Consider the following 8,259-nt stretch of genomic DNA (forward strand, 5'->3'; position numbering starts at 1 on the left):
ACGCCTCTAGCCACTTTTTGGATATTGCGTATAACGAATAGACTTACCGAAGTTCTCCGACCCTGAGTCCCGGAACGGGACGTTAGGGACTGGCATGTAGCTTGCGTAAGCAAGGCGAATGCCAGAAGGAGAATTTGGCGCAGCCCAAGCGAGGGCGGAGTCCCGAAGCGTAGCGGTAAGTCGCTGTTAGGCGCAGTAGTTAATTTAATAAAACTGATTCTTTAAACTTAATCAGCTGCGGTTTCAAATTTGTGTATTGCTTATCTCTAATACCCTCAAAATCAACAACTATATCTTCTGCCTCTTTTGAAAATATGAGCTTGTTTATACTTGTAATAGCAATAGAATGTATCAGCAATGTGACACAATATAGCCTTGCAAAGACCCTAAATTTATCGAAAGATTCTATTTCTTTTAAAATTTCCGGGATTGGAGATTTATCTGCCCTCATTGGAGTTCCAACTCCTGAGAATACAGCATCTTCAAGAATTTTCTTAAAATCCTCATCATCTATACTATGGAAATGCCTATTCAATAGAATTCGCTTCACTCTAATTTCCGCAATTTCTTCCGTAGTGTATCCTTCTAACCCCATATCCGTTATTGTTGCCAATCTAGATGCATCTCTTATTTCGAAAGTTAACTTATAGGTCTCTTCACCATTTTCAATTTTCTGAATACATTCAAGAAGAGTAACGATGTACGAAGAAAATCCAAAAGTTACAACGATTCCTCTACGGTCGGACTTTAAATCTTGTAAAAAACTAGAATCACTAGGATTAGTAATTTTTGCAGTTATTTCTAAGTTTTTATCATTAGTGATCTGATTAAACTCCAGAACGCGACTTATTCCCTTAGTCGAAATTAGAAGAAATTGATTTTCACTTATTACTTCACCAACTCCCTCTATTTCTTTCTTTTTATCAAATTCAAAAGTTTTCGAAAGGCCATCTATACTTGGCTTTCTAGTGAACAAATCTTTTTTTATTAGATCAAGTAATGATTCTAATTCATTCTGATTTTCAACATTAAAGCATGTAAAATCTGATAGAAAATTTGGCATGAATTTCCTATTTCCAGATCCAAAACATATCGGTATAAATTTTCGATTTAAATTGCCCAAACTAAATAAATCTCGCCTGACAATTGAACCTTCCCATGTTCCTCCTGAAGCTTGATCAGTATTTTCTTCAGCTTTCCTTTGGTATTTTTCAGAGCAGACCACTAGGACAAAATTTGCTTCACTTATTCTATCGATCATCCATTTAGTCCACCCTTCTATCGGGAAAACTGTATATTGATCTAGTTCACAATCTATTTCGTTAGAAATAAGAAAGTCGGCAAAATTCTTTACTTTGATTTTATATTCTTCACTATCGTGAGTATAGCTTATAAATGTTTTCTTCATAATTCAATTTTTTAGCTATTGCGCCTAACGAACTAGACTTACCGAAGTTCCCCGACCCTGAGTCCCGGTAACGGGACGTTAGGGACTGGCATGTAGCTTGCGAAGGCAAGGCGAATGCCAGAAGGGGAATTTGCCGCAGGCCGAGCGAGGCCTTGTGCCGATGCGAAGCGGTAAGTCGCTGTTATGCGAATTTGATTATTTTCAATATTTTATTTCTTTACCGTTGTTAGTAAGTCTTGTGGAATCAGTGGATCGTCTAGCGTCACATCGAAGCCTCGAGACCGAACAAGATTGATTAAACCTAGACCATGTAAAAAGATTACCTCATCCTCGGTATCCGAATATTCCCCTCTAGCTTTGCAGAGCTGTTTGTGATTTGCAAGCAGTGTCTCAAAGCCCTTTTGCATGGACTTTGAGTCATTATTGATATATGCTTGGATGATTGCCGCATATCCTAAATAATTTTTTGCATTCTTTTGAGTTATAGATTCAGATAACTTATCCGAGTATTGTTTTAGATTTTTGGAGTCTTCTAAAACCATATACTTAATCGAATAACTGAGAGCGGGGAAAAATCCTTTTTCCTTTTTATCTGTATCCAGATTCCCAATGTACTTGGCAATTGTTTTGGCAGAAGCAAAATTCAAGGAAGTATAAGAATCTAGCATGTGTAAATACTGATTCCACTTAACGTAAGCTATACTAGTGATTTTTCCAGAATGATAGTCCTCGAAAACTTTGGCAACAAGAGATACTGATTTGGAAAGTAATTCCAGAAATTTCTTTTTATCTCCGTGTAGCACATACTCACATGCTGCTAAAAATCTTAAGTTGGTAGACAAATCATACTTTCCACCACCATCTGAATCATATTTAGATGTATCTACCCTTGGTACTAGATACTCAAGACTCTCCATATGTTCTTTATACAATATATCTAATCTATCAATAATATCTCCCATTTATTTTCCTCTACTTTTTTAGAATTTTTAATACTGAATTTTTACTTTTCTTAAGTATGAAATTTAATCAATTTCGCATAACGAATAGGCTAACCGACGTAGGCTGACCCTGAGTCCCGGAAACGGGACGTTAGGGACTGGCGCGTAGTTTGCGCATGCAAACGAGTGCCAGAAAGCCTATGTGCCGTAGGCCGAGCGAGGGCTCGTCCCGAGGCGATGTGGTTAGCCGCTGTTATACGCAGTATCCAATGTGAGAGAATAAAGTAATTAGAAAACAATTTAGTCAATATTTTGTATTCTTTCATTTTTTTTCTTCCTAAATTTTTTGTTTTCAAATCTTTTTAGAATTAAAAAAAAATCCTAATCTCCAATATGTAAAAATAGAATCGCCGTCCAAAAATAATTACTTAATTAAGATAAAACCAAGAACTCTTCATTTCTATCTTTAGTTCATCTTTTTTCTTAATTCTTATTTCTTAAAGTGAAAATTTTCATTAAAATTTTCTACTTAACCAACGGAGCTGCGATAGAACGAATCGCATGAATGAAAATGCGTTAATTCAAAGATATTGGCGTAATTACTTACCAAGAGTATCTTAATCACTTTTTGGATATTGCGTATAACGAATAGACTTACCGAAGTTCCCCGACCCTGAGTCCCGGAACGGGACGTTAGGGACTGGCATGTAGCTTGCGAAAGCAAGGCGAATGCCAGAAGGGGAATTTGGCGCAGCCCGAGCGAGGGCTCGTCCCGAAGCGTAGCGGTAAGTCGCTGTTATGCGAAGTTTTTTGTTTTACTTAATATTTAAATTAATTAAATCTTTCAAAAGCATTTTGAGCATGCCTGCTTTAATTTCATCTAATTGTCTTAAATTTTCGAATGGTATATTAAAGAATAAGAGAATATGGATCAGGTGTGAAATAGATTCTTTGTATTCAAAAGTTTGTAAAATTGTTCCGTCGGTCTTTTTGACAATAGCAAGTAATTGAATATCTTGTTTATAATAGACAGGGACGATCCCAAGAGTAAAAAGAGTTACTGCATTTAATAAACCTTTGTCTTTATTCATATCATCATCCCAGTATAAGCTAAGATGATAGTCAGAATTAGATAATCCATTTGAATTTCCGTAGATAGTATCAATTGAACCGGTTTTAGCGAATTCTTTATTTAATTGATTAAAGCTTTCTAAAGAAGATTTGCACGAATAAAGATCGTCAGGGAAACAGCCATCAATTGAAACAGTTAATTTAATTTTTTTCGAATAAGATACATTGATATTATTAGGATTTGGAATATTATTTGTTCGCCAAATCAAACATCCAGAATTGAAAGATAAGATCAGGAAAAGCGCAATTAATATTTGATTTGTTTTTTTCAAAGAATACCTTCTTTGTTGTTTTTTGAAATTCTTTTAGAGAATGTATTATTTATTCTTTTGTAAAGTTTAAAAAATTTCGCATAACGAAAAAGCTAACCGACGTAGGCTGACCCTGAGTCCCAACGGGACGTTAGGGACTGGCACGTAGTTTGCGAATGCAAACGAGTGACAGAAAGCCTATGTGCCGCAGGCCGAGCGAGGGCTTGACCCGAAGCGAAGTGGTTAGCGGAAGTTATACGCAGTTGTTTATTCTTGAGTATTGATTGTTTCTAAAAGTTCTTTTTTAATCCAAATTTTCTGTAAAATCTGCTTCGAATTCAAATTTAGATCTAAAAATCAGCTTTTTTATCTTTTTAGGGAAATACTCTTTCTTAAAGGCAACTATAAATCGAATGGTTCTAAGATAGTTTACGAGAGTATAGCCGTAAGAGGACGATTTTATACGGTGATTGTAAGCCTCTTCAGGCTTGATAGGAAATGAATCCTTTGTGATCGACATAGATTCCATAGAACCAGCAATGCCATTATTGTATTTGGACAGTATGATATAATCATAAACAAAAGCATTAGTTTTAATCAGAGGAAGTTCACCTGATGAAATAGAAAAATTAGAGAGATTAATTGAATTTGAATCTTTTTGAACATTTATTGAAAACATGTAAATATCTGAATGTTTTAGATTTAAGTCTTCTAGATTAAGTGGTAAATCTCCATCAAAAAAAGTATTATTCTTATCGTAAATAATTTCGGAAAGATTTTTTTCGTTATTTATTTTGAAAGCTCTTATGTCGATTTCGTCTCTGATTTTAGGGTTATTTGTGAAGTTTTTGAAACTTATTAATTCTAATTCAGAATCAGACGTAACTCCCTGGGAAAGTATTTCATGCGTTATGCAATTGGTGCAAGCAACTGCAATAAAGAATAATTTGATAGTAAGTAATTTCATAAAATATTTTTAAACAATTGCGTATAACGAACTAGACTTAACGACGTTCCTCGACCCTGAGTCCCAACGGGACGGTAGGGACTGGCACGTAGTTTGCGAACGCAAACGAGTGACAGAAGAGGAATGTGGCGTAGCCCGAGCGAGGGCTTGTCCCGAAGCGTAGCGTTAAGTCGCTGTTATGCGCTGTGCCAGATTTTTCTAAATCCTAATTTCCCGTCCATAGGTATTCTCTTCTTCGTCCAGGTCTGGTATGGAAAACTCTTGGGTCTTTGTCTATTAAAGATTTCAGTATATGTCCTACGTCTCGACCAGCCATATTTACAGGGTCAGATGCCCCATTCTGAAGATGCCAATTATATAGGACGTATAACGGAGTTCCTTCCCAAAAAAAATTTTCTCCACCAAAAAGATCAGATGCAATAAACCAAAGATTTTCACCATTATTATCTTTTACATTCTTGCACCAACAGTATACAGCTCCTTGTATATAAGTATTGATTCTTTCAAAATCTAATGAATCTATTTTTGCACTGATACTGCGATGAGTTACACTTTCTATTATCATTTTTTCTTATTCCTTCCGTTAGTTTAGAATTCTACTTGCTTTCAAAATTTGGATCATGCGAATAAAATCGGAATTTTCGACGTAATCGGATGATTTTATATTTATATCTTTTATTAAATCTTTTAATTCAAGTATTTCAATGGATAAAAGATTAATGTTTTCATTTTTAAAGTTTTGCAAGATTATCTGATTTTTCTGCCATTCTAAAATTGATTCTTTATTCTTCGCATATAGTGAAAGTATAATATATTTTATATTCTTGAAGTTTTTGTTTTCTTCTTTAATTCTCTGAATAAATCCTTTGTTCCATTTAGGACTTATTAATTCTCTAAAATGTTTCCAATATTCCTTACCACCAAATTCTTTTTCATGGTTACTGGAATCCTTTAGCATTTCATCAAATTTCTTACAATCAAAACCATCCATCCATGATTTGCAATTTAGAATAGTGACGATATCTAAATTATTTATATTCAAGGATAGAATATCAATATCTGAATAAATATTGTCTTTTTGAATATCAAAATCGATTGATTCTTTCGGTGGTCTATATTTTAAATTTGTTTTCACATAAACAGATGGTTTTTGTAACAGCCAGTCAGCGCCTATAGTTTCTAAGACATCTTCTTTCATTATTTACCTATTTAAATTAAATTAATCATTTCTGGCATTGCGCATAACGAACTAGACTTACCGAAGTTCCCTGACCCTGAGTCCCGACGGGACGTTAGGGACTGGCACGGAGTTTGCGGATGCAAACGAGTGACAGAAAGGGAATTTGCCGCAGGCCGAGCGAGGCCTTGTGCCGAAGCGTAGCGGTAAGGCGCTGTTATGCGAAGAACTGCAGGAATCTAGAAATTTATACCTGCTCCAATTTTAGCATTTACTTCATTTATTGTCCAGACTCGAATTTCTTCAGAATTACCTATTTGAAGAAATGAAGATCTAGTGTCATAAGCATCATACCTACTTGTAAGAATTTCTGTAAGTAAGTAAATGTTATTATTAAAGAAAATTCTTGTACCAATTCCAATTCCAGAATGGTACACTTTTGGATCTAGAGATGAGTATTTTCCGTATCCTAAATATAATCTTAAATAAGGATCGAATATACTATTCTCCATGAAATGATAAGCTAAATTGAAATTTAGTGTTCTTATATTTGCAATAGGATTAATTGAATATTGAAAGTAAGGTTGACCTGCCCCCATTTTCAGTACCAATGGATAAGTTAGTTTTCTCTAAACATTTCAACCATAAGATCGCTTAAACTCTGAAGGAGTCAAGTAATTCAATGAAGAGTGAAGACGCTCGTCGTTGTATTCCTTTTGGAAAATTCGCAAAGCATCGGTTAACTCTCTTTGATTTTTAAAGTAGTGTAGATTCAAACACTCATCTCTAAGTTTACCATTGAAACTTTCTATAAATGCATTTTGTGTTGGTTTTCCTTTTTCAATAAAGTGAATTTCTATCCCCTTATCTTCTGCCCATTTCTGGAAGTCTTTGGATGTAAATTCTGTTCCATTATCCAAAACAAATGCTCTTGGAAGTCTTTCGAGGGTGTTTAAATATCTGATCAACTTTTCTGACGAAAAAGTAAACTCTGCCTGAAGTATGGTATTCTCTCTTGTTAAATGATCAATACCTGTTAAAATTCTTTGCTTTCTTCCATCAATCGTCCGTTCGAAAACAAAGTCCATTGACCAAACTTCGTTTGAATTCTTAGGCAATGGTAGTTGCTGTGATGATGCATTTCTTTTCTTTCGCTTCGGTTTTGTCCTTATTTTAAGCCCTTCTAAGCAATATAGTCGATATACTTTCTTATGATTGATTGTCCTACCCGACCTTCTTAACCTTCGGTAAATTCGTCGATAGCCTTCCCGTTTCCATCGAAAAGCAAGTCTTCGAATTTCGTTCATTGTCTCTTCATCAATAGCTTTCGGCTGATAATAATAACTTGATTTAGGAAGAAGAACAACATCTAGGCTTCTGTTTAGAGAAAGTCCCTCTTCAACTAGCAGATCAACTGCTCTCTCCTTCGTTGATCTGCTCAAAACTTTTTTCCCAAACATTCTTAATTGCTTGGATTCGAGAGCCATGTCAGCTACCAATCTTTTGAGATTTGAATTTTCCTGCTCGAGTGCCTTCATCTTCTTGATTTCGCTAAGCTCCATTCCTCCATACTTGTTACGCCAGCGATAAAATGTTTGTTCAGTGATTCCGTATTTTCGTGAAAGTTCCTTGATTGGAATACCTGTTTCTGCTTCCTTTAATATCCGAAAAATCTCGCTTTCTTCTATCTTCTTTCTTGCCATAATGCTCTCTCCTTAATATCGGAGAAAACTAACTTAAATATCGGTGCAGTTTTTGGGGAGCAGGTCAGGCAAGAAACTTTCTATACGGCTTATTTGTTCATTAGAAACATTATCAATTAAATTTGTATTTTGTCTTAAAAGATTTGCAAGAATCAGAAAATTTCCTTTTGACAAAGAGAAATTAGATCCTTTATATTCCGATTCTGTAACGCTTAAACCAATTCCTAGTTTATTCAAAACCATATATTCAAATAGAAAAGTTAAACTTTGTCCGGAGATTTTTGGTTTTGGTGCATTTTTGAAAGCATAAGCGGAGACAAGTTTGTCTTCATCTGACCATACATTAGAAGTATAGAAATTAAAATTTTCTAGCGGTCGACGTCTATCTGAAGAAAGAGGACCACCAAATTTATTTACGTTAGTGTCCGGGTATAAAACTCCTTTTTCGTAAGCAAATTCTAAAAAGATAGTTTTTCTTCCTTCTTGAGCTGAAATTTGATATGCTGACATTGTCAGACAAATAAAAAATATTCTAGTTATATTTTTCATTAATTTTCCTTTAAAAATTATTTTTGCAGTTTTTCGCATAACGAATAGACTTACCGAAGTTCCCCGACCCTGAGTCCCGGAACGGGACGTTAGGGACTGGCATGTAGCTTGCGGAAGCAAGGCGAATGCCAG

General features: G+C 35.1%; 8 protein-coding genes and 1 pseudogene. All 9 read right to left on the reverse strand.

Annotated features, from left to right (window positions below):
• Positions 1-199 precede the first annotated feature (199 nt).
• Positions 200-1,408: an SEFIR domain-containing protein gene (locus tag LEP1GSC202_RS15715; RefSeq protein WP_015678743.1), complete on the reverse strand. Its 1,209-nt coding sequence runs from the start codon at positions 1,406-1,408 to the stop codon at positions 200-202.
• A 209-nt stretch (positions 1,409-1,617) separates the two neighbouring features.
• Positions 1,618-2,370 (reverse strand): hypothetical protein, encoded by a 753-nt coding sequence (locus tag LEP1GSC202_RS15720; RefSeq protein WP_015678741.1) that lies wholly within the window; start codon positions 2,368-2,370, stop codon positions 1,618-1,620.
• A gap of 794 nt (positions 2,371-3,164) precedes the next feature.
• On the reverse strand, positions 3,165-3,752 hold the full coding sequence (locus LEP1GSC202_RS15725; RefSeq protein WP_015678740.1) for a hypothetical protein: 588 nt from the start codon (positions 3,750-3,752) through the stop codon (positions 3,165-3,167).
• A gap of 283 nt (positions 3,753-4,035) precedes the next feature.
• Entirely contained in the window at positions 4,036-4,698 is a 663-nt protein-coding gene (locus LEP1GSC202_RS15730) for a hypothetical protein (RefSeq protein ID WP_015678745.1), read from the reverse strand.
• A gap of 205 nt (positions 4,699-4,903) precedes the next feature.
• Positions 4,904-5,263 carry a hypothetical protein gene (locus LEP1GSC202_RS15735; RefSeq protein ID WP_039929225.1) on the reverse strand — a complete coding sequence of 120 codons (360 nt, stop codon included), beginning with the start codon at positions 5,261-5,263 and terminating at the stop codon, positions 4,904-4,906.
• An 18-nt stretch (positions 5,264-5,281) separates the two neighbouring features.
• On the reverse strand, positions 5,282-5,896 hold the full coding sequence (locus tag LEP1GSC202_RS15740) for a hypothetical protein (RefSeq protein ID WP_015678742.1): 615 nt from the start codon (positions 5,894-5,896) through the stop codon (positions 5,282-5,284).
• Between the two features lie 218 nt (positions 5,897-6,114).
• Entirely contained in the window at positions 6,115-6,486 is a 372-nt protein-coding gene (locus LEP1GSC202_RS15745; protein ID WP_156825403.1) for a hypothetical protein, read from the reverse strand.
• 27 nt (positions 6,487-6,513) lie between these two features.
• Entirely contained in the window at positions 6,514-7,578 is a 1,065-nt protein-coding gene (locus LEP1GSC202_RS19720) for an IS3 family transposase (RefSeq protein ID WP_015678739.1), read from the reverse strand.
• Positions 7,579-7,611: 33 nt separating this feature from the next.
• A pseudogene (locus LEP1GSC202_RS15755) lies at positions 7,612-8,259 on the reverse strand (hypothetical protein); the annotation flags it as partial.

Origin of the sequence: Leptospira yanagawae serovar Saopaulo str. Sao Paulo = ATCC 700523 (assembly GCF_000332475.2) — a bacterium.
GTDB lineage: Bacteria > Spirochaetota > Leptospiria > Leptospirales > Leptospiraceae > Leptospira_A > Leptospira_A yanagawae.